15 protein-coding genes are annotated in these 19,280 nt (G+C 61.0%); 6 read left to right on the plus strand and 9 right to left on the minus strand.

What is annotated here, in order from left to right; genetic code table 11:
* Positions 1-13 precede the first annotated feature (13 nt).
* From xseA to tilS, 6 genes are all read right to left on the minus strand, one after another.
* Positions 14-1,258, minus strand: coding sequence for an exodeoxyribonuclease VII large subunit (gene xseA / locus NG895_RS06330; RefSeq protein ID WP_252851624.1), 1,245 nt, complete (start codon positions 1,256-1,258; stop codon positions 14-16).
* Positions 1,259-1,395: 137 nt separating this feature from the next.
* Positions 1,396-2,151 (minus strand): lysophospholipid acyltransferase family protein, encoded by a 756-nt coding sequence (locus NG895_RS06335; RefSeq protein WP_252851625.1) that lies wholly within the window; start codon positions 2,149-2,151, stop codon positions 1,396-1,398.
* 119 nt (positions 2,152-2,270) lie between these two features.
* Complete coding sequence (dapF, locus tag NG895_RS06340; protein ID WP_252851626.1) at positions 2,271-3,110, minus strand: diaminopimelate epimerase; 840 nt, start codon at positions 3,108-3,110, stop codon at positions 2,271-2,273.
* A gap of 161 nt (positions 3,111-3,271) precedes the next feature.
* Positions 3,272-3,619, minus strand: a complete 348-nt coding sequence (locus NG895_RS06345) for a hypothetical protein (protein ID WP_252851627.1) — start codon at positions 3,617-3,619, stop codon at positions 3,272-3,274.
* A 164-nt stretch (positions 3,620-3,783) separates the two neighbouring features.
* The gene (locus NG895_RS06350; protein WP_252851628.1) at positions 3,784-7,104 is read right to left on the minus strand and encodes an AsmA-like C-terminal region-containing protein; all 3,321 of its coding nucleotides are present in this window, start codon (positions 7,102-7,104) and stop codon (positions 3,784-3,786) included.
* 153 nt (positions 7,105-7,257) lie between these two features.
* Positions 7,258-8,247 (minus strand): tRNA lysidine(34) synthetase TilS, encoded by a 990-nt coding sequence (tilS, locus tag NG895_RS06355; RefSeq protein ID WP_252851629.1) that lies wholly within the window; start codon positions 8,245-8,247, stop codon positions 7,258-7,260.
* Positions 8,248-9,091: 844 nt separating this feature from the next.
* Here tilS and rny point away from each other — a divergent pair.
* The 4 genes from rny to NG895_RS06375 all read left to right on the plus strand — a co-directional run bounded on the left by rny (position 9,092) and on the right by NG895_RS06375 (position 12,822).
* A complete protein-coding gene (rny, locus tag NG895_RS06360; protein ID WP_252851630.1) occupies positions 9,092-10,672 on the plus strand; it encodes a ribonuclease Y in 1,581 nt (526 codons plus the stop codon).
* A gap of 68 nt (positions 10,673-10,740) precedes the next feature.
* Entirely contained in the window at positions 10,741-11,547 is an 807-nt protein-coding gene (locus tag NG895_RS06365) for a TIGR00282 family metallophosphoesterase (protein ID WP_252851631.1), read from the plus strand.
* 73 nt (positions 11,548-11,620) lie between these two features.
* Entirely contained in the window at positions 11,621-12,079 is a 459-nt protein-coding gene (locus NG895_RS06370) for a DUF2752 domain-containing protein (protein WP_252851632.1), read from the plus strand.
* Positions 12,080-12,153: 74 nt separating this feature from the next.
* A complete protein-coding gene (locus NG895_RS06375; protein WP_252851633.1) occupies positions 12,154-12,822 on the plus strand; it encodes a hypothetical protein in 669 nt (222 codons plus the stop codon).
* A 79-nt stretch (positions 12,823-12,901) separates the two neighbouring features.
* Here the strand turns inward: NG895_RS06375 and NG895_RS06380 are convergent, their stop codons facing one another.
* Positions 12,902-14,908, minus strand: coding sequence for a vWA domain-containing protein (locus NG895_RS06380; protein WP_252851634.1), 2,007 nt, complete (start codon positions 14,906-14,908; stop codon positions 12,902-12,904).
* A gap of 221 nt (positions 14,909-15,129) precedes the next feature.
* Between NG895_RS06380 and NG895_RS06385 the strand changes: the two genes are divergently transcribed.
* Entirely contained in the window at positions 15,130-16,086 is a 957-nt protein-coding gene (locus tag NG895_RS06385; RefSeq protein WP_252851635.1) for an alpha/beta hydrolase, read from the plus strand.
* A gap of 54 nt (positions 16,087-16,140) precedes the next feature.
* Here NG895_RS06385 and NG895_RS30535 read toward each other — a convergent pair whose 3' ends face one another.
* Entirely contained in the window at positions 16,141-17,142 is a 1,002-nt protein-coding gene (locus NG895_RS30535; RefSeq protein WP_252851636.1) for a LysM peptidoglycan-binding domain-containing protein, read from the minus strand.
* Between the two features lie 285 nt (positions 17,143-17,427).
* Positions 17,428-18,090, minus strand: a complete 663-nt coding sequence (locus NG895_RS06395) for a 3-keto-disaccharide hydrolase (RefSeq protein WP_252851637.1) — start codon at positions 18,088-18,090, stop codon at positions 17,428-17,430.
* Between the two features lie 796 nt (positions 18,091-18,886).
* On the opposite strand from NG895_RS06395, the gene NG895_RS06400 reads away from it, so the two are divergent.
* Positions 18,887-19,261 carry a hypothetical protein gene (locus NG895_RS06400; protein WP_252851638.1) on the plus strand — a complete coding sequence of 125 codons (375 nt, stop codon included), beginning with the start codon at positions 18,887-18,889 and terminating at the stop codon, positions 19,259-19,261.
* Positions 19,262-19,280 lie beyond the last annotated feature (19 nt).

Consider the following 19,280-nt stretch of genomic DNA (forward strand, 5'->3'; position numbering starts at 1 on the left):
TTCTCAGCAGGGGCTATTTTTCGATTCGTTTTACTTCACTCACCACATCACCTTCTGCCAGGCGGGTGCGCAACTCCTGACCTACCTTCAGCTCCGTAGCTGCGCGAATCACTTGGCCGGTGCGTGCGTCTTGGGTCACGCTGTACCCGCGACCGAGTACCCCCAGCGGGCTGAGCGACTCGAGTTTGCCAGCCAGGGCGGCCACGCGGTGGTTTCGCTCGCCCAACAGATTGCGCATCGCACGTTGTCCGCGGGCATCCAGTTCATCGACGCGACGGGCGCGGTCTTCGATCGAGGCGTGTGGATGGGCGAGCACTCGCCGTGCCGCGAGCGACTCGACGCGCTGCGCGGCAAACTGAATCATGCGGCGTACGGTGCCATGCAAACGATCGCCCAGTCGAGCAATCTGACCAGCCATTTCGTCGGCAGCCGGCACCACCCGCTCGGCGGCTTCGCTGGGGGTTAGCGCGCGGACGTCGGCCGCCAGGTCGCTGAGCGAAACATCAATCTCGTGCCCCACGGCACTTACGGTAGGAATCGGGCAGGCGGCCACGGCGCGGACTACGGGCTCCTCATTGAAGGCCCACAAGTCTTCCAGGCTGCCCCCACCACGGCCTACAACGAGCACGTCCAGAGCGGGCTCGATGCGTGCGGCCGCCTTGATGCCGGCGGCAATCTCATCGGCCGCTCCATCTCCCTGCACGCGGACCGGGATGACCAATACGTCGACGCCTGCCCAACGACGCCGCAATACTTCCAGGAAGTCGCGAATGGCCGCGCCCGTAGGGCTGGTGACAAAGCCGATGCGGCGGGGAAACTTCGGTAGCGGCTGTTTTCGCTCCGGATCGAACAGTCCTTCGCGAGCGAGCTTCTCCCGAAGTTGACGCAACGCGAGTTCCAAGGCGCCGACGCCTTGCGGATGCGCGCGATCGACCACCAGTTGATAACTGCCCCGCGGCGCGTAGACGTCCAGCCGCCCGTGGCAGACCAGTTCCAGTCCATCGGTTAGTTTGAAATCGAGTCGCGAGGCCGAGCCTCGCCACATGACGGCGCGAATCTGGGCCTGGTCGTCCTTCAGTGTGAAATAACAGTGCCCGGATTGCGGCCGCGAGAAGTTAGACACTTCGCCCGCCACCCACACGTCGGGAAAGCTTTCCTCGACAAGGCCCTTGAGCCGTCCTGTGAGTTGGGCGACCGATAGCGGGGCCTGATCCGAAGTGCCGGCTGGTGGCGTGTTGGTGCTGGAGGCGGAACTCATCCGATGGCCAATCCTTTAGCGTGAAGGGATGTGCCATTCTCTCAGGATTTGCTAGCGAAAAAAGCCCCCAAAATGCGGATTAGCCATCGCGGCAGCCACGCTGGACGATCTGCGAGTCTGCCCAGGCCAAAAACCGTTCAGGCCGCTTGAGATCTAGTGGCGGGCAACGAAGCGGCCCGCGGTTGGGGTGGAGGGCCAAAGGTTCGGGCCAGATGTTCTTCGCCAACTCGGCGCTTGCCACTTTCGGCCCAGGCGTTGGCCTCGTCCGTCAAATCGGTGAGTAACTTCTCAACGGCTACGCGATAGGGTTCGATGGCGTCGCGTTCCAAACCGCGCGGAATGTACACCGGAGGGCCGGCTACGGCCCGGGCGTTGGTCAACGGGCGGGGGATTGCAAATCGATCCCAACTGTTCAACCGCCATGGACGGTCGTAGCCAAAGCCCAAGGGGATAATGGGCAATCCAGTTCGCGATGCAAGATAAACCGGACCATACGCCATTTGACGCCTGGGGCCGCGAGGACCATCGGGCGTAATGGTGATGTGCTCGGTGCGGCTCAACTGAACCAGTTGCTCGAGTGCCTCACGGCCGCCGTGCCCCGTGGAACCGCGTACGGTGCCAAAGCCGCTGAACCGGGCGACTTGGGCCAGGATGTCGGCGTCGCGATGCCGGCTGAGCAGCATCGCCAGGTGGCACCGTCCCCGCAAATAAAGCGGGAACAAAATGTTCTCGTGCCAGAAGATGTAGATGCCGGGCTGAGGTGGCCCCAGCGCCGGATCGATCGAGCGATCGTAGTACAGGACCCGGTAGTCCAGCGAACTCATCCAGGTGCCAATGCTCTTGGTTGTCAGCAGCCCCAAGAGGCTGGTGATGTATCGATTGAAAAGTTGCATCGGACCTGAAACCGACAAGCGAAAAGTGTCTACGGAAGAGCCTCAATAGCCTGCTTCGAACATTGAGACGCGAAACTTGAATATTTCCCGGCCGGAGTCACGGCAAGGAGGCCAAGTTGCTAGCTTTGGTTCCACTCGCCGGAAAACACCTCTTCGGCCGGACCTGTCATATACACGTGATTGTCCGTTTCGTTCCACTCCAATTCGAGCTCGCCACCCAGCAGTTCGATGGTCACCTTGCGCTGGGTGCGGCCTGTCAGCACGCCGGCTACGCACACGGCGCTGGCGCCGGTGCCGCACGCGAGCGTCTCGCCGCTGCCACGTTCCCAGGTACGCTGTTTGAGGCGGTCGGGTGCTAGCTGCTGCACGAACTCCACGTTTACGCGGTTGGGAAAGGCCTCGTGCCGCTCGAGGATCGGGCCCGCGCGAAATACCAGTTCGTCCGATGGGTGATCGACAAACAACACACAGTGCGGATTACCCATCGACACGCTGGTTACGCGAAACAACGTGCCCAGGGCGTTCAGCGGCACTTCGACCACCGGGTCGCCGGGAAGCAGCGTCGGGATACGCGCGGCGTTGAGCACCGGCTCGCCCATGTCGACGCGGACGCGGTTCACCTTGCCAGCGGAGGTAAAGACCTCAACGGTAAGCAGCGAGCCCGCCGATTCGATGGCGAGCGTCTCCTTCTTGGCGATGTTGTGGTCGTACAGGTACTTGGCCACGCAGCGGATTCCATTGCCGCACATCTCGCTGTAGGAGCCATCGGCGTTGTACATCCGCATTTCGGCGTCGGCCCGCTCGCTGGGGCAGATCAGGATCAATCCGTCGCCACCCACGCCGCAGTGTCGATCGGCAATCTGGCGGGCGAGTTGTTCGACGTTGTCGGGTATCGGTTGGGCGAAGCAGTCGACGTACACGTAGTCGTTGCCCGCCCCGTGCATCTTGGTGAATTGCATTTGGGGAAGGGAAGGGGATTAGGGGGGAACAATGATGAGGTCCGCGATTATTCTTCCATTGTAATCCAAATGGCCCCTCGATCGTTAGAGTGAGTTACGGCCCCTGAGCGATGGGCGACTCCCGATTTCATCATTCGTCATGCGGATTTCGGAATTGTCGCCTAGCCCATCAGATCGAGCTGGCTACCCGCCTGGCCGGTGGGGTCTTTGCTCTTGGGAGGCTCGCCCGAGGTGGAAGGTTCGCTCGAGCCCTGCTCTTCGGTGACTTGCTCGTGCTGATCGCTGCCGTCCTCGTACAGGCGTCGACCATCGGCGTCGCGATCGCTGGCTTCCTGATCCTGCTCGGTGGTACCGATGCCCGCGGCACGCTGCGATTTATCGGCGGCGTCGGCCTGCCGTTCGCTGGCGGCCGATTGCTGCTGCGCCTTCTCGGTTTCGCTGCCACGCGTCTGCGATAGCGGCGCGCCAGCCGCGCTGCCTTGGATGCCACCAAAAGAACCGATGCTCATGATAGGGGCGGGGGATGGAAGTTTTCTGTTGGGCGTGCGATGTCCGTCACAGGTGGGTGGTTGTGGGGCGAAAGCGGTTCGTCACCGAATCGCCCCTTCCTTCGCGGCTACCTCGGTCGGCTCGCCGCTGCTAAAGCCTAGCTTTCATTGATGCACACCGCCGGTCATCTGTTCCAAAATCCTCTCGTTGGTCGGGGGGTAGCGACCCCTTCGCCGCCTAGTTGCTCCATGAATTCGTTCACTGCGGGTAGCGCTTCCCGGTCCACGCGGGCATTCTCTATGGGACCGGTCACTTTGATCAACAGCAGATTCGCGCTCGCCTGCCCGATCATCGACTTCAATAGCGGCACGTGCAGGTCGTTGCGGCCCACGGTGGAGTAGAATTTAAGGTTCAACTGCCGATCGAGGGTGACGTCGCCGGCCCCGTATAAACTCAGCGCATCGCCCAGCAGGTTGAACTCATTGAAATGGATGGTCGAGCCATCGAGTTTGAATTGCGCGTCGACGCCGGTGAAAGCCGTTTTGTCGGGAACACGATTACGCAGCACTTTGAGCATGCGAGCCATGACCGGCAGTTCGTACATCTGGGCATCGCGCACCTGGATGCGGCCATTGCCGCTCAACAGATCCAGCGAGTGTCCCATGCCGCCCAGCGTCATTTGTCCCGTCAGTGTACCCGTCAGATCGACCGAGCCGCCGAAATAGTCCGTCGATACGCGTGCCAGATCGCATTTGTTGATTCCTAGTGCCAACCGATAGCGCGAAGGTGCTTCCAGCGGCACAATCGCGTCGAGCGCCAGTCGACCGCCGTACAAGTCGGACTCGATGCTCTTGGTAACATCTTTGCTGATCGGAATCTGGCTCTTGACTATCTGCTCGTACGCGCCTTGTCCCAAGCGGCACTCTTGCGAGTCGATCCACAGAGGGCCCCGAACGTTGGTTAATTGCATGCCATTCCAGAACACGCTGTCGAGTTCCAGCCTGCCGGCGGTGAAGCGAAGGTTGCCATTGTGCTGGCCGGTCAAGTGGACAATGCCTGAGACGCTTTTCAACGGAACCCCCACCTCGAGGTTGTTCTGCTGGCAACCGATCGAGATGTTCCAGTCGCTTTGCAGGTTGGTCGAACCGGCTGCCTGCTGCGAGAAGCGAACGGTGCCGTTGTGGATGTTGAACGTGCCAGCCGGATTCATGTAGCTGATGATCCGCTTGACCTCGGTGGGGGCGGCCTCTTTCAAGTCGAAGTCGGTCTCCAAGCGGTCGACGTGCAGGTTACTAAACTCCAGTCGCCAGCCGCCCAGCGGGTTTGGCACCCAGATGCCGTCGGTTTCGATGTGAGTTTGACCGTGTTCGGCCTGGATACCGTTGAAGGTCACCTGGTTGCCAACCACGTCGATCCGACCGGTCAGGTTCTTCAAGTGGTAAGGAAAGCTGGTAGGCTCAATGGAGACCGGCTCGATGGATTGCGAGCCGGGCAGGGGGACGATTGCCAACCGGACATCGGGCCGTGTGTCGACTCCGATGTGGTGACCAATGTCCGCACGGAAGTTTACCCGGCCGCTGCGGGGGCGAATTTTTTCCCAGGCGGCCTGGTGCACTTCGGGTAGCGCGAGCCGGAGCGTGTCATCCAGTGGCAAGTGCTCGCCTACGATGGTTAGCTGCAGTTGGTGTCCGGCGGCCGTCTTGTTGCAGGTGCCGCCAGCGCGAACCACTCTCGTGGTGCCCGGTGTGCTGCTCACCAGGTTGTCGAATCGCCAGTTGCCATCTCGCTCGGTGGCCGTGCCTTCGATGTGCGACAGCGGGTAGGGGAACTCATCGAACCGCAGTCGGGCATCGTGGAAGGTCAGGTCGGTGGTCGTGCGTGGTTCGTTGAAGGGATCGGTGCGCTCGAATTTCCAGTCGAGCGTCACCCGTCCTTTGGCGTCCAGGGCGTCGACAATCCGGCGGACCTTTCCCTCTTCGGGTTCGATGGCGTCGACCACCGCATCGACGATGGGGAGTCGTTCGCCGTGGACCTTGAGCCAACCTACCGGCGGCAGGGGCTCGCCCCCCAGTCGGCGGCATTCCCCCAGTCCGGGGAGTCCACTGAAACGGCCTTCGATCGAGATGGGGGTCCCTTCGACGCGGCCCGTGAGACTCTCGATCACGAAGATCGGTCCGCTGCCGTCCTGGGCGTCGACCAGCTTCAACGTGCCGGCGCCATCGGTCACGCGATAGTCAAACTTCTTGCGGTCGGTGAACGATGCATGGCGACAAGTGAGCGTGGCGTTAGGAATCCATCGCGAGTCGATGAACTGCAACGCAACCTCCACATCGGCGTACCCTGCCGGCTGAAAACGGTCCCACGCCTCTACGGCTTTCGGCGGTAGCATCTCGGCCAAGGTGTCGTCGATGGCGAGGTCTTCGGCTCTGGCTCGCAGGGCGAGTGGCGCACTGGATGTCCAGCCGTTGCGCGTCAGGGCCAGGCTGATGCGAGACTTGCCAAAGTTGGCATGGGCCTCGTGGATCTGGAGCTGTCCGCTGCTGGCGGTACCCTTGGCCGACACGGCGGTAAGTGGCCGGTGGACTCCTGTGAGTGCCACCCGACAGCCCTTGGCTGCAAAATCGGCCTTCCAGGTAGGCGGGCCTTGCAGCCCTCGGCTCACTTGAATGATCGTATCGAGCCGCCCAGCCACTTCGCTCACGGGAACCAATTGTGGCACGCGGCCGAGAAGTTTGGTCATGGTCGACGAGGAAAGATCGAGGCCAGTAATCGTCGTTTTGAAATCGAACTCCGGACTCCCGGTGCGGACAGTACCGGCGAAGTTGAACACATCGGCCAGTTCCCCTCCCACCGATCCTTCCAGCTGGTAAGTTCGCAGCGTTGGGGCATCGTCGCTGGCGGCGGGGGATTGCGCGACGCATTTGGCCGACAAGTTCACGTCGCGCAGCAGCAGAGGTTTGCCTTCCATGCCGCCGTCGTCAATCGTTACCAGGGCTCCGACCACCTCGACGATGGGAGGGTGTTCGCTGGTCGCCGGCGGCGGAAACAGCTGCTCGACGTTCCAACTGCCGTTCTTTTGCCGTACCGCGTGCAGACGCGGCGTACGCATGCGAATGCGCTCGACGATGGGCTCGCCCGAGGAGAGCGCCTCCATGTCGAACGCCCCCAGCAGTTGCATCTCGTCCACCTCGGCAAGCACCTGCAGGCGGCCATCGGCGCCGCGTTGGCTAAGCGTCAGGTTCTGCAGCATGACGCCCCGCCCCGCTTCGAACCGCGCCGCGCCGAGTTTCACATCCAATTGGGTGTAGTGATCGGCGAGCAGGTTCTCGGCGTACCGACGCAATTCGTCGTCCAGCCGCCAGTAAAGGTAACCGCCAACAACTACCACCGTGAGCAGCATCGTAATGATGCTCCACTTAAAGGCGAACCAACAGAGGTTGACCAACCGGCAGATAATGGTGATCGCTTCCTTGCGTAGCGGGACTATGGGGCGGTCGCCGTCCATGGCGACTGCCGGGCTGCGCGTACGGCGAGCCCGGATTTACGCGGCAGGATAGTAGATGCCACAAGGGCAGGGGGTCAAGGGAAATGAGGGAGGATGGCACCTTGCCCCGTGCTCAGCTAGCAGTGTTTGCTACTGGAACCGGGTGCCGGCGTTCTACGACCGTTCGAGCACGAGATCGGTACCTTGCCGACGGACGGAGATACTTCCCGGCAGGACGAAGGTGCTAGCACTGTCGTCCACCACCGCAGCGGCCAGGCGTTGCCACTCGGTCATGCCCATCGCTTGCTCGCCCCAACCGGCCTGCCGCCAGGCAGTGCGAGCCACCTGCTGAATAACGATGGCGGGCTCGTCGGCCAGTTGGGGCGTGTCGATTCGTACGGTCGGAGCAGGTTGGCCGGCACCGTATTGTACCGCCCGCGCCGCGAGCCTGACGGCGATCTGCTCGATGGCATCGCGCCACTGGCTTGCCTGCTCCGAAAGTCGTAGCAGGGCCGCATCGGGATCCCCTGGCAGGCGGTCGCGGATCTGCGGAAGCAGGTCGCGGCGAACCCAATTGCGGGTATAGTGCGACTGCAGGTTGCTGGCGTCATGGCGATAGTCCTGGCCGAGACGTTCAAGATAGCTTTCCACCTCCGCCCGGGAGATGGACAGTAACGGACGGACCAGCGTCACGGCGGGACCGAGCGGCCGAACCACTGGGATGCCCGTCAGGCCATCGATTCCCGACCCCCGCAGCGCCCGCATCAACACCGTCTCCACTTGATCGTCCTGGGTGTGGGCGGTTGTGATAAAGCGAGCCCCTCGCTGTTCGGCTACCGAGCGGAGGAATTCGTATCGTGCGCGACGGGCCTGTTCTTCGGCTATCAGACTACCGGCGGCCCGGGCCTGGTCGACTACGGCGTCTAGGTTGAGTTTGCGAGCCAGTTCCGCCACCCACTGGGCGTCGTCATCCGAGGCCGCAGCTCGGGTACGATGGTTGAAATGCGCTACGGTGAGTTGCCCTTTGCCCCGTGTTTGTTGGTGGATTCTGACGAGTGCCCGTAGCATGGCTACACTATCTGCCCCGCCAGATACCGCCACCACCACGTGGCACGCACGCCAGGTGCTACTGGGCCAGGCATTCTCAATGGCGGAGGTAAGCATAATATTGCGGGGGGAAGGAGATTGCTGCTCGAGATGCGGTAACGGAGTCGAAACGGCTGCAACGTCGGGTCTGCTTGCCGCTAACCCCCTGATGAATCCCGTGTTGCGGTTTGGCAAGTATTTGGTAGCATACAAGTTACAGCAATCTATCCCCCAGTGTCTTTTGGGGGGCGAATTGCTGTGCGTAGGCGATTGACGGACTTCCGTAGCGTTGCGATTGTGCGGTTTTGTCGACCGCAGGGCAATCGCTTGGCAGGTACTCCAGTTGATGACACTGAGCACGATTGTAAACAGTATTGCGACACGTTCGCAGCCAGCATGGCTGTTGTTGTTGCTAGTGGCAAGCTGGCTAATTGCCCGCGCCGCCGGCACCGCGCAGCAACGTCGGCGACGAACTATATCCGCGTGGCAATCCAAGCCCGCAAGATCACCGCGTGCGGTCCGCTTTGCGGCTCGGTCGACGGGTTGGTCTGGCGTGAGGCTTTGGTGGCCAGAGGTTTTCGCAAGGGCGAGGGCCCACTGGCGTTATAGCTGGTTGGCACGAGCTTTTCGCGATTGGTACGAACTTGGCGCCCTGCTTCGGCCCGGCCAGTTCCAGCTGGCTAGTGTCGAGGTGCGTCCGCCAGACCGTGGCCAACATTCCGCTTAGTCTCTTCAATTCTGGACCGTTTGCCGCACGTCGATGGTGCGAGTGGCGACGGTCTCTCTGCCTTGCGGCCAGGGTTCTGGTCGGTAGCGCTACGACTACGTCCCTCAGGCCGTTACCCGTCGTGCGTGGACGTCCTTTTTCGCGCCCAACCGCCGGCGATTAAGCATAGACGTTCCGTTGTAGAAAGGTGATCGAATGGAAGGCAGCTTGTTGCTGTTAGGCGCCATGAGCGAGGCAGCCGCCTTCGGGCTTGCCGCGGTGGCGGCGCTCGCGATGTTAGGCGCTGTCAAATTCATTGACTATCTCCGTCGACGAGATGTGGAGAAACTGGCGAAGCTAACGGAGGATAATGCCAAGGAGAAAGCCGAGGCGATTCTCAAAGAGGCCCGCATTGAGGCCAAAGAGATGGCCCTGCAGGAAAAGGCCAAGATCGAAGAGCAGTTGTCTGAAGTCCGCAAAGAACTGCACGAACGCGAGCGGACTCTCGACAAAGCGGACGACAACCTGCAACAACGCAGCGAACAACTGCAAAAGCAGGAAAAAATGGTGGAGAGCAACCAGCGGAAGCTTGCCGAAAAGCTGGAAGACGCCACCCGCCGACAGGCCGAGCTCGACGACCTGTTGGACGTGCAGCGGCAGACTCTACATCAACTCAGTGGGTTGAATAGCGAAGAGGCCAAAGAGCTTCTGCTCAAGAAACTCGATACCGAGTTGTCGCACGAACAGGGATTGCTGATCAAGAAACGCGAGCAAGCCATTGCCGAAGCCGTTGAGCCCAAGGCTCGCGAGATGCTCATCACTTCGCTGCAGAGATTCGCCGCTGCCCACACCGCCGAAGCCACGACCAGCACCGTCGACATCCCCAACGACGACATGAAGGGCCGTATTATCGGCCGCGAAGGGCGGAACATTCGGGCGTTTGAGAAAATCACCGGCGTCGACGTGATCATCGACGATACCCCCGGCGTGGTGATCGTCAGCGCGTTCGATCCGGTGCGTCGGGAGGTCGCCCGGCTATCGCTGGCCAAGCTGATCGCCGATGGGCGGATCCATCCCAGTCGCATCGAGGAATTGGTCGCCGAGACGGAGAAAGAGGTCGAAAAGCAGATCGTCAAGTTCGGCGAGGAGGCCGCTCAGGAGGCCGACGTCCACGGCTTGCACGCCAAAGTGATTCACTTGCTAGGCCGGCTTCGTTATCGCACCAGCTACAGTCAGAACGTCTTGCGGCACTCCATCGAAGTGGCCTTCGTTACCGGCATGCTGGCCGAAGAGATGGGCATGGATGGCGATCTGGCCCGCCGTGCAGGCCTGCTGCACGACATCGGCAAAGCGGCCGACCACGATACCGAAGGGGGCCATCCTAAGATTGGTGCCGACCTGCTCAAGCGTTACGGCGAAAACGAGGTGGTAGTGCACGCCGCGCTGGGCCACCACGACGACATTCGCTCGGATATGCCCTACACAGTGCTGTGTGCTGCGGCCGACGCTTGCAGCGCTTCGCGCCCGGGAGCACGCCGCGAGACGCTGGATCGGTACATCAAGCGGATGCAGGAATTGGAATCCATTGCTACCGGCTTCGATGGTGTGAGTCAGGCATTTGCCATTCAGGCAGGCCGCGAAGTGCGTGTGATTGCCAACACGAATCAGACCACCGACGAATCGGCCGCCAAGGTGTGTCGCGACATCGCCCAGGCGTTCGAACAACAGCTGACGTATCCAGGCGAAATTAAAGTGACAATGATCCGTGAAAGCCGCTTTACGGAGACCGCCAAGTAACTTCCACGCAGGCGGCTCCGCACAATCACCACACGATCCACGCCTTTTGATCTGGGTTCACGTTTCGCATGGTACGACTACTGTTTATTGGCGATATTGTTGGCAAACCGGGACGGGCAGTGGTGCGGCAGGCGGTGCGGCCGCTGGTCGAGGCCGAGTCGATCGATCTGGTGATCGCCAACGCCGAAAACTCGGCAGGCGGTTCTGGGCTCACCCCGGCTAACTATCGCGAGTTGGTCGAGGCCGGCGTGGATGCCTTTACGTTGGGCGATCACGTCTATCGCCGCCGTGAGATCTACAAAGTGCTGGAATCGGAACGGAACATCGTCCGCCCGGCCAACCTGCCGGAGGAAGCGGTGGGCCCGCGGTGGGCGATGGTACAGACGGCCTCCGGTGTACCCGTGGCGTTCGCCTGCCTGTTGGGGCGGTTGTTCATGAATCCCATCGACAGTCCCTGGCGGGCGGCCGATGCCCTGCTGGCGGAGATTCCAACGGATGTCAAAGTGCGGTTGATCGATTTCCACGCCGAAGCCACCAGCGAAATGCAGCAGATGGGTCGCTATCTGGATGGCCGGGTGAGCGCCGTGCTCGGCACCCACACCCACGTGGCCACGGCCGACGAATGCGTGTTGCCCGGCGGTACCGCTTTTCAATGCGACGTGGGCATGACCGGCCCGCATGAGAGCATTATCGGTCGCCGGATCGATCGGGTGCTGGAAAGCACGCTGACCTCCCGCCCCGTGCCGTTCGATGTAGCCACCCAGGACGTGCGGCTGAATGGTACGATCGTCGACGTCGATGAGGAAACAGGTCTGGCCACCGGCGTCCGTCGGGTGTGTGTGGACGAGAAACGGGCCGCCGAACTGGCTGGCTGAAGCATAGTTCGTTGCACATCTCGGCCGGAACGTGCAAGAATAGCGGGTAAGCTACTTGTCGCCGGTCAGCCCCATGAGCATGCCTTCTCCGCCGCCGCTATTCTCCCTCCACAAGCGAGTCGTGCTAGTGGTGTTCGCGCTCGTGCTGCTGGCACTGCTGGTGACCGCCGCCAGGCTGGAGCCCAGTTCGCAGGGATACGGCACTCACCAAAAACTTGGTTTGGGCGAGTGCTTTGTGGTCCAGCAATGGGGCGTGCGCTGCCCTTCATGCGGAATGACGACCGCGTGGGCGCGACTTCTAAACGGCGACCTGCCAGGGGCCGTGGCTGCCAACCCGGGCGGGGTGATGTTGTGTATCGCGGCGATGGCGGGCGTGCCTTGGTTGCTAGCAAGTGCGGCCGCCGGGCAATGGTGCTATTTACGCCCCACCGCCAGTTTGGTACTACCCGCCCTCGTCGTCGTGGCTCTGGTAGTCGTTTTCGACTGGATGCGTCACACGGGACTTGCGCTGCTACTGGAACGGATTCCATAGCACGAAGTACTTTTCCACTGAAAAAGGGTAGCAGGACTTGGCTGCCCCTGAACCTCCGACCCCTCAGGAAAACGATGGACCGTTCTCCCTGCTCGCGACGCACGCTGCACAAGATGGCCGTCGCATTGATGCTGTTGTCGCTGATTCCCTCGACTGGGTGTCACCAATTGTTGGCTACCAGCATCTGGGTTCTGCAGGGGGGCAACGTGGTGCCTGCCGTGTGCGACAAGCTCGAAGGCAAACGCGTGGTGGTGGTTTGCCGTCCACCTTCGTCCAGTGAATACAGTCACGCGGGCGCGTCGCGCATCCTGGCGCGTAACGTCACGCAACTGCTTCGCGAAAATGTTCCCAAGATCGATATGGTCGACTCGCGCGAAGTCGACAAGTGGATGGACGAGAGCGATTGGGACAACATGGAAGAACTGGGCGGCGCCGTGAAAGCCGAGCAGTTGCTGGTGATCGACCTGGAGCACTTCGATCTGTACAAAGGCAAGACGCTGTACCAGGGTGCGGCCGACTTGAAAATCACCCTGTATGACGTTGAAGACAACAACTCCATCTTGTGGGAGAAAGACCTGGGCGAGGTGCTCTTCCCGCAAAACAGCGCCATTCCCATTCAGGACAAGGCGCCCAAGCAGTTCGAGCGTGAGTACATCGGCATTCTAGCGCGTCGCATCGCGGTCTACTTCTACAAGCATGACCCCAATGCCGACTTCGCCCTGGACGCCCTGGCCAACCGCTAGTAAATCCAACTGCCACCGTGCGGGGGCATTAGGCCACCAACCCAATGGTATAAGTGGCCTACAGCCTACCGCATCTGGCCTACAGCTTCGGCACCGGTCGCTTTGGCTTCTTGGGTGGCACGTTGTCCATGCGGGGTTGCGGATTCGCGTTGCCGTTGCCCTGATTCTGGCGACGGGCGATAACGTTGGTGAACGTCTCGGTCCACTCCCAGCCGAAGGGGGTTTCGAGCTCCTTGGCCGCCAGGTAGGCCCATGGCGTGTCGCCATGTTCCTCGACCACACGCTCCAGGTACATACGGGCTTTTTCCCCTTCCTTCGACAGCACGCTGCCGGTGGTGACCTTGTTGGAGGGGCGTAGCACCCAGGTGTCGTTGTTCGGTTTCTCGAACTTCATACCCTGCTTGGCCATCGCCAGCATGGTGTTGTAGCCCTCGGTGCGGACCTTGGCGGCCAGCGCGCGACCCATGGCCAGGTCGTATCCGGCCCGCCAGCGGGGTTCGGTAATCTCGTCGCGATCGCGTTCGCCCTGGGCGAGTGTGCCAACCAACTGCATGAGCTTCGGTTCCAGCTTGGCGGCTTCGCGCTGTGCCATCGACAGGCTGCGTGCGAGTTCCGCCTCGTCCGCCACGGGGAATCGCAGCCGAATGTCCTCCATTTGCTCGGTCCAACTCTGGCTCGACGCTTGCACCAGCGCGGCCTTGGCCATGTTGCCTGCCAGGCGGCTGCGGTACTCACTTTCGCTGATATAGTCGGGGCGGTAGTTCCGCATCACCAGCGGATCGAAGAACCGCGACAGGTGCGTGGTCATGCTGTCGATCTGGCCGCGCCCGACGTGGCCATCGCGACGATTGGGGTGGACCGAGAAGAAAATGCCGCCCGTCTCGTAGGCCAATCGCGCCAAGCCAAAGGCGCCAAAGCCCGACTCCAGCCGTTCGTCGCCGTCGTTGCGTCCCAGAAAATGCAGCTTGATGCGCTCGGGCATCAGCGACTCGGGGCCCGAGTCCACCGGAACGTACTGTGGCGATTGGTCGTACCGCGGATCGGGGTCGACGTACTTCACGTAGGCCTGCCGGCGACCGAAGGGTGCCGGTACTCCCACGACATAGACCGGTATAACGCTCCGCTTGCAGGTTTCCACGGCCAGATCGACGTTCTGAAAATCGTTGCCCGACTCGTCGGTGAAGACCACGAGCATCACATTTCGTTGCGGCGCCCTGGTGCGAAACTTGCGGTACTCCCTGGCCAGTTGGGCGACCGCGCCGAACACGTTCTCCTGTCCCGAGGCGGCCTCGGGATTCTCGTAGATCATGGCGGCCTTCTCGTCGATCGCCTGCATGGCGTCTTGGATTTCTTCCAGTTCGCCGGTTGGTTTCTTGTTGTACACGGTGGTTGTCGATTCGAACGACGCCACGACCGTCAGCAGTGGTTTGTCTTCGTCGTGCTTGAATGCCGGATTACCGGCAGCCTCGACGACGCCCAGCTCCTCATAAACGCGGTTGAAGCGTTTGGAGATCGCTTCTCGCTGCGACTGCAAGCTGCCCGATTCGTCGAACAACCACACCACCAAAGTGGGACGTTGTTCCAGCGACAGCAGGATCTCGTTGGTGATGCGATCGATGGCCCCCACGGCCGCGGTAGTGCCGACGTTGCCGGTGCCTTTGACCAACATGGTGTCGCTGGGATTGGGCGCAGTCAGCATCTTGACGTTGGCATCCAGCGCCGGCATTTCGCCAATCACGCTGATCGGTTCGATTTCGGTCAGGATCTCGGAGATATCGGCCTCGATCGGGGCCGCCGCCTCGGCGTTGGTGACCGACTCGTTGCCCAGCGCGCCAATCTCCACTGGCGTGAGTTCCGAGAAGTGCACTTCCTCCGGCAGCAGGTCCTCTTCCACGTCCAGCGGCACCGACGTGATCATGTACTGGTCGTTGTTGGGAAGCAGGAAGGCCAGTGTTGCCAGCAGAATCAGTACAGCCAGATGCAACGTCAGGCTCACCAGCCATGACGTCACCTCGCGGTCCAGTGGCAGTTCGTCCGAGCCGGTGAGCTCGTACCACCAGATTCGAAGTTTTTCGACGAGATTCATACGCGAGGCGAATAGCGACGGTGATAAGGGACGAACTTCTACTATTGTCGGCAATTCGGGACAAACCGGCAACTGTTTTATTAGCGACCACCGGTCGCGGACGTTATTACACCGCCAATGCTTCATCTGCTATAATAAACGGTAGAACGCGGGTTTTTCTTCCAATCTGCGTTTCGAACGTGCCAGAAAACTCTGCAACCCGCTTTTCGGATCGAAAGTCGATGATTTCTCGCCATTTTATTGCCATCCTGACGCTCACCATGGTGTCGCCTGTAGTTTTCGCCCCCGCTGGAATGGCTCAGAGCTCCAACAACAAGGTGCCCGATCCGCTGGTGGTGAACATGAAGACCAAGGACGGGGTTGAACTTGTAGGCACCTACTACAAGAGCACCGCCGGTAAGGACGCCACGCCCGTGGTGATGTTGGCCGATTGGAAAGACTCGCGAGCCGTGTATGACCAGTTGGCCAAACGGATGCAGGCGGGCGGCAACGACGACAAAGCAGGATTCAAATGGGACTCGTTCGCCGTGCTAACGGTCGACCTTCGCGGCCATGGCGATAGTACCAAACAACGGCTGGGCGCAAACGCTCGTGAAATCGATGCGGCGAAGCTCGACCGCAACGACTTGGGAGCCATGGTGCAGTTCGATATGAACGCCGTGAGGAGGTTCCTGGTCGAGAAGAACGATGCTGGCGAATTGAATCTCAACAGACTTTCCATCGTCGGCGCCAGCCTGGGGGCCTCGGTGGCGGTAAACTGGTCGATGCTCGACTGGAGCTTCCCGCCGCTGGCCGTCGGCAAGCAGGGACAGGACGTCAAAGGCCTGGTGCTTATCTCCCCTGAGTGGTCATACAAGGGGCTGCAAATGAACAAGGCGCTCCGACACCCGGGCGTGCGGGAGCACATTGCGGTACTGGTCATGTACGGTGGTGACGAACGCAAAAACTTGGCGGACGCCAAGCGGATCGAAAAGCAACTCGAACGTTATCACCCCGAGCCCGACGACCTGGAGCCAGGTGTGCCCAATTCGCTGGCGCTGCTGGGCCCGAACACCAAACTGCAAGGCACCAAGCTGCTGACTCAAGGCGGTGCTGGTGCCGAGCTGGCCATCATCAAGTTCCTCAACGCGCATGTCGCCAAGGAAAACTTCGATTGGCTCAAACGCGGCCGCGACTAGTCTTTCGCCAGTGCCCTCAGAAGCCTTGCCTGGCAGGGGACCAGTGCGTCCCATCTACGGCGCGTTCACTAGCGATGCGCTCACCGGCGGTTGCAGACGGGCTCGTGGTGCCCGTTGGACCGACTCGGGCAACTCCGGCAGCGGCACCAGGCGGCTTTGCGGTGCGTACTGCTGCGCCGCGGGGCCATGGGAGTCGAATACGCTGATCACGCTGGGGGAAGTCCGCCGCTGTGGGATTCGCAGTTCCACTCCGATGGGTAGCAGGTCGGGATTCTCCAGGCGATCCTGGTTCAGTTCATAGATTTCCCGCGCTCGCTGCGGATCCCCCAGGTATCGTTGGGCGATGTCCGGCAGCCGGTCGCCGTCCTTCACGACGTGCCAAACCAATTCCCCGTTGTCTTCAGGAGGATTCGAACCAAGCGGCGCCATCGAGCGGACTTCGTTGGACGCGCCCCAGTTGTTGGGCCAGTCGCTGCGGGTTTCGAAATCTGGCAGCGTGATACTGGGACCAGTGTCCGTCGCTGGCGGCGGTGTGCTGACGGCTGGCGCGTTCTCGGTGCTCATTCTTGGGGGGAAGGTCGCTCGCCGCAGCGGGGATGCATGGGTAGGAGTCTCGAACAGTGGCGGCGGCGTCAACGAGGGTGCCTGTGGATCACTCGCCGCAGCGGATGTTGCCACCGAGGCGCCTGTCGGCGTGCGTCGAATCTCCGGCAAACCAACCGGCGCGGCCCCGTTGGCATCGCTGTTGGGCCAAGTCTGGCGAGCAACCGAATGCTCTCTCGGCGCCGAGTTCGTCACGGGGCCACCAGCTCCCAGCGCAAACTGGTTGCCGTCGTTGTGCGAGGCCGGTGCAACGTTCTCGTCCCAATTGGATGGCAATTGGGGTACGGCCACCGCGGTGGTATCGCTCTGCAGAGGCACCAACCGCTGTGGTGTCCAATCGCCTGGCGCGCCGGTGGAGGTGCCGCCCGAGTCTGGCGAGCCAAACATCGAAGCGCCGAAGAAACCAGCCGAAATCAAACCGGCGGCTGCTAATAGCTTTGTAATTTCAGACACGGACTATCCTCGCTCGTGGTCCGTTCCGCTTGGCGTAGGCGCGCGACGCGCAGCCGTGAGCGGAAAGACCCAGCCTGGTGCAAGTTCATCGTCCGTGAAAAGTAAACTGCCATGCGGCGCTCCCGCCGCGCAGTGTTCCATCACCGTTAGTTCGGAAGTCACCGCCAGTTGGTTCAGCGTTTCGCTGCTAGCACGCACAAAAAAGCCGGCCGCCGCGCTGCTGGCACCTTCTGGCGAAGCGATAGCGTGTTGGCAAGCTTTGCCGACTGCGTAAAGCCTGCCATGTCACGGCAATCGCCGCACGGCTACCTCTTTGAAGTACCACACGCTCTCGGTATCGTGCGCCTGCAGGGCAATGCCGCCACCGCCGGGCTGCAGCACGCGCCCTTTGCGATCCGCGGGGCGTTTTACGTCGTCCGGTTCGGTGTAGTCGATCACCTGCTTGCCCTCGATCGACACGCGGATCCGCTTGCCTTCGACACGAATGAGCATCTCAAACCACTCCCGTTCGTCGACGGGCGACTCCGTGACGTCGACCACCGCGTACAAGCTGCCGGTCTTCAGTCGCTCCTTGGTCGAACTGTTGAGTTGGACTTCGTAGCCCTTCTCCAGGTGTCGCCACTTGTTGCGCAGCTCGAGCCCCGCATGGATGAACACCCCGCTGTTCGATTCCGGTTCGGCCCGCGCGATCACTTTCAATTCGAAGTTCTCGAACTTCACCGGCGTCTTCTCCGAATCGCCGACGTAGAACAGGTGAGCGGCCCGCTTTTCGACACCTTGGATGCGGATCGCACCGTCCTTCACGCCAAACGCATCGGGGTCGAAGTTGGCGTACCACCCGTCGAGATTCTTGCCATTGAAGAGCTGCTGCCAATCATCGTCCGCCACGACGACGCGGGGCAGACTGGCGAAGAACGTAAGGATCAGAAGCAGAGCAAACTGGCGCATGGTGGGATCAGGGGGAACTGGGGGAGTGAAATACTGCTAGTATACCGAAACGCTTCGGTGAGGATTTGCCTCGCTCCTGCAACAACCGTTTTATTGGCATCAAGCACGGGGTTTTGCTGCTGTGCCGCGGCTTCACGTGGCCTGGTTCAGCACCGGAGATTTGGGCCAGTACCGGGGGACAAACATTCATGGGTCCAAAACCCTCAGCGTTCTGGTCCCACTCAAGTGACAAAAACGCTTGTTTTTTCGGGTATTCTGAATCGGCAGGGACCCAAAACTCTTGATGTTGTTCCCCACATGTGCAGCGAGCTGGCCCAAAACCCCTTTGGCCCAAAACCCTGTGAGGCACCCAGGCGTGGGCGAACCCGAAACACCAACATCATCAAATGCTGCGTCCGGAGCAGAACCGTAGCGGTTCAGCATGTGACCACCGGTCTCCAGCACCATGCCCATCGCCCACCACAAACGCACAGAACGCGCCGCACCCTTATTGGACCAAATCGCAGCGCAGGTTCAACGGCGATTTTTTTTACATCTATGAGAACACTGCCAATCGCGGCAGTTCGCGGTCCGTGAATCCACACAAATGTTCGCGAACAGCCGAAGTCCTGCGCTCGGTGTTCTCGTCGCTGGGGGACCACACCCTAGTCAAGCAACAGGGTGGACAACTTCTTGTCAGCCAGGCTGGATGGATGATAGGGTGCAAGTTGTTCATCCCCGAGAACAAACGGATCAGCGGGCACATCCTAGGGTTTTCTGGGCAAGGAATTTGACGCCACAAGGATGCCGGAACACCATGTCACTCCGATTCCTCCTAGGCTTTGTTGCTGCCTTTTCGGCCGCCCTGGCTCTCACGCAGATCGATTTTGCGGTGAGTTGCTGGATACTTACCGGGATTGTTGTCGCACTCAATTTTGTGCTGTCAGCCCACACCTGGCGGGTGCTGGTTTATGGTGGACTGGCCGGCATCTTCGTCATGTGCGTGGTCATGCAGATCGTCATCGCGGAGACCGTCGGCAACAATTCAACGGCAAACTACCAGTCGAGCGGCACGACAAACGACATTATGGTGGCCTGGCGATCCTACGTCGTCCACCTGGGCGCGTTCTTCGGAGCCAGCGTGAACTGGGCGGTCTGGAGGCGATGGAAACCGCCTCACGAGTCCGGGTAATCGACGTGGTGGCCGTGCC

The organism is Aeoliella straminimaris (assembly GCF_024054565.1).
GTDB classification, from domain to species: domain Bacteria; phylum Planctomycetota; class Planctomycetia; order Pirellulales; family Lacipirellulaceae; genus Aeoliella; species Aeoliella straminimaris.

Coding starts and splice junctions, on each gene's coding strand:
- NG895_RS06350 (WP_252851628.1), bottom strand. CDS start 7,104: ATGGACGGCGACCGCCCCATAGTCCCGCTACGCAAGGAAGCGATCACC.
- NG895_RS06385 (WP_252851635.1), top strand. CDS start 15,130: ATGATTTCTCGCCATTTTATTGCCATCCTGACGCTCACCATGGTGTCG.
- NG895_RS06375 (WP_252851633.1), top strand. CDS start 12,154: ATGGACCGTTCTCCCTGCTCGCGACGCACGCTGCACAAGATGGCCGTC.
- NG895_RS06380 (WP_252851634.1), bottom strand. CDS start 14,908: ATGAATCTCGTCGAAAAACTTCGAATCTGGTGGTACGAGCTCACCGGC.
- NG895_RS06345 (WP_252851627.1), bottom strand. CDS start 3,619: ATGAGCATCGGTTCTTTTGGTGGCATCCAAGGCAGCGCGGCTGGCGCG.
- rny (WP_252851630.1), top strand. CDS start 9,092: ATGGAAGGCAGCTTGTTGCTGTTAGGCGCCATGAGCGAGGCAGCCGCC.
- NG895_RS06400 (WP_252851638.1), top strand. CDS start 18,887: ATGTCACTCCGATTCCTCCTAGGCTTTGTTGCTGCCTTTTCGGCCGCC.
- NG895_RS06395 (WP_252851637.1), bottom strand. CDS start 18,090: ATGCGCCAGTTTGCTCTGCTTCTGATCCTTACGTTCTTCGCCAGTCTG.
- xseA (WP_252851624.1), bottom strand. CDS start 1,258: ATGAGTTCCGCCTCCAGCACCAACACGCCACCAGCCGGCACTTCGGAT.
- NG895_RS06365 (WP_252851631.1), top strand. CDS start 10,741: ATGGTACGACTACTGTTTATTGGCGATATTGTTGGCAAACCGGGACGG.
- NG895_RS06335 (WP_252851625.1), bottom strand. CDS start 2,151: ATGCAACTTTTCAATCGATACATCACCAGCCTCTTGGGGCTGCTGACA.
- dapF (WP_252851626.1), bottom strand. CDS start 3,110: ATGCAATTCACCAAGATGCACGGGGCGGGCAACGACTACGTGTACGTC.
- tilS (WP_252851629.1), bottom strand. CDS start 8,247: ATGCTTACCTCCGCCATTGAGAATGCCTGGCCCAGTAGCACCTGGCGT.
- NG895_RS06370 (WP_252851632.1), top strand. CDS start 11,621: ATGAGCATGCCTTCTCCGCCGCCGCTATTCTCCCTCCACAAGCGAGTC.